The following is a 2,640-nucleotide window of genomic DNA, read 5'->3' on the forward strand; positions in this document are numbered from 1 at the left end:
GTGATTGGCTGGAATGTCATTAACTTTGATTTTCGGCTACTGCTCAAACGAGCGGAACGCTATGGAATGAAGTTAAAACTGGGAAGGGGGCAACAGGCAGCCAGCTGGAGAAATCGCAGAGGTGAAAGTGGACAGGGCTTCATTACTCTGCCCGGTCGAATGGTCATCGATGGTATCGAGGCCTTAAAGGCTGCAACCTATCAGTTTGACAGCTTTAGTCTGGAGTTTGTGGCACAGACGCTGCTGGGCAAAGGTAAAGCGACAGAAGACGTAGATAACCGGATGGCTATCATTAATCATGACTTTCACCATAACAAGGAAAAGCTGGCCCGTTACAACCTGCAAGACTGCCGACTGGTTGAAGAGATTTTTGAACACACCAACATTCTTGATTACCTGAGATTGCGCAGTCATCTGACCGGGCTGGAGCTTGATCGGATGGGAGGCTCAGTCCAGGCCTTTACCAATCTCTATATGCCACGTTTGCACAGAGCCGGTTATGTGGCTCCGAATTTACCAGAAGGGGGTGGTCTGGCCAGTCCGGGGGGTTATGTCATGGATTCCATTCCCGGACTCTATCGCAATGTGATCGTTCTGGATTTCAAGAGCCTTTATCCTTCGATCATCAGAACCTTCAAAATTGATCCCCTCGGGCTGGTAGAAGGTTTGAAAGAACCGGAAGGTACGATTCCCGGTTTTCGTGGCGCACTTTTCTCACGTGAGCGGCATTTTCTCCCTGATATTATTGCTTCCTTTTGGGCTCAAAGGGATGAGGCCAAGAAGCAAAACGATGCTGCCCGTTCTCAGGCGCTGAAGATTATTATGAATTCTTTTTATGGCGTGTTGGGCTCAGGTGGTTGTCGTTTCTATGACACCCGGTTGGCCAGCTCCATTACCCTGCGAGGGCATGAAATCATGCAGCAGACAGCCCGATGGATAGAAGGGCAGGGCTATCGGGTGATTTACGGTGATACTGATTCTACTTTCGTGCTTTTGGATGAGGCCTATTCCGATGAACAGGCAAGATCGACCGGTAAAAAACTGGAACGTATGATCAATGACCGCTGGACAGCCAAACTGAGAGAAGATTTGCAACTGGACTCGGCGCTGGAACTTGAGTTCGAAACTTGCTACCAGAGGTTTCTGATGCCTACCATACGTGGATCGGACACCGGCAGTAAAAAACGCTATGCCGGCATTAAATCCACTGCTGGTGGACAGGAACTGGTATTCAAGGGGCTGGAAACGGTGCGTTCTGACTGGACGGCATTGGCCAAGTATTTTCAAACGGAACTGTTCTCGTTAGTGTTTAATGATCAATCCCCGGAAAAGCTGGTCACGGAAACCGTTCAGAAAACGCTGGCCGGAGCGTGGGATGACAAACTGGTATATCGAAAGCGACTGCGGCGAAATCTCAAGGACTATGTTAAAAACATTCCTCCCCAGGTCAGGGCGGCCAGAAAGGCGGATGAGATCAATCAGTCACTGGGAAAATCACTTAAGTATCAGCGAAAAGGTTGGATTCAGTACCTGATGACAGTCAATGGACCTGAGCCGCTGGAATATTGCACCAGCCCTATTGATTATCAACATTACATCGACAAGCAGCTAAAGCCGGTGGCGGACGGAGTTCTACCTTTTATAAATCTTGATTTTAATACGTTGATTGACGGACAGATGGGGCTGTTTTGACGTTTCAAGTCATCGTGTCAGACTGGGCTTTAACCATCATCACCCATAGGTCGTAACGTTTCTCACCCTCGCATCAACTCTCTGTTATTTAAACAAGGTGTACAAATAATCCAAAGGAGCATAAAACTTCTGCCATTGGATACGGGCTGTTTCGGTGAAACTTTCTTCAAGTGCGACACCACAAACAGCATTGATTGAAAGGCCATTGATCAGAGCCAAAGCCAATGCAGGAGTCAGGGTAATGGCGACGTTTCTCAATAAACGGTTTGAGTCTAGCTCTAAGTTTTGTTTTAACAGAAGTATCAGGACTCCGAATCCGACTCCGAATCCGACTCCAGCTCCGACTAAAGCTCCAGACAGGACTTCGTCTTCAACTCCGGATAAAAATTCAGTTTTACTGAGTGAGAAGACCATATAACCTGCTACGGCTGTGGACAATGCTAAGTCAAAGATCCCAACAAAGAAGGCTCCGGCTGAGGCTGTGGCCATTGACCCCGCTAAGGTTTCGGCTCCTGCTTGTAGCTCGACTGCATGGGCACTGCCTGAATGAGATGCTGAAAAATGGCTCACGGGCAGTACTAACTCTATCAATGAAGCAAGCGCAAGATAAGCATAGATTGCCTTATCCGTTGAAGAGCCTGTGGCGAGAAACTTGTTATAAAGCATTGCCCCGAACATCACGCATGTGATTGATTTCAATACGGCATATTCACGACAGGTATAATTTACAGGTTGGATTGAAGGTCTGTCAGGATACCTTAAAGCTTGTATGGTGATAGCTCCGGCTACCGTTCTTGCCACCATTTCATGGGTAAAATAAGCCGCAGTTATTATGGGTATAAAACCAGGGTCGCATTTTGTATATGCTCGATAACCAATGTATGCGGTTCCAACATATCGAAGTGGTCGCCACCATTGCAGCTCAGGGGACGAAGGTGATACTTGTCC

Annotated in this window: 2 protein-coding genes; one reads left to right on the top strand and one right to left on the bottom strand. The window is 47.7% G+C overall.

Features of this window, described 5'->3' with window-relative positions:
- A partial coding sequence (locus tag KDK16_RS00590) for a DNA polymerase II (RefSeq protein ID WP_257274230.1) occupies positions 1-1,692 on the top strand: 1,692 nt, incomplete at its 5' end.
- An 84-nt stretch (positions 1,693-1,776) separates the two neighbouring features.
- Here the strand turns inward: KDK16_RS00590 and KDK16_RS00595 are convergent.
- Positions 1,777-2,640, bottom strand: an 864-nt coding sequence (locus KDK16_RS00595) for a hypothetical protein (RefSeq protein WP_257274231.1), incomplete at its 5' end; no start/stop codon positions are given.

This window comes from Endozoicomonas sp. SESOKO4 (genome assembly GCF_024606275.1).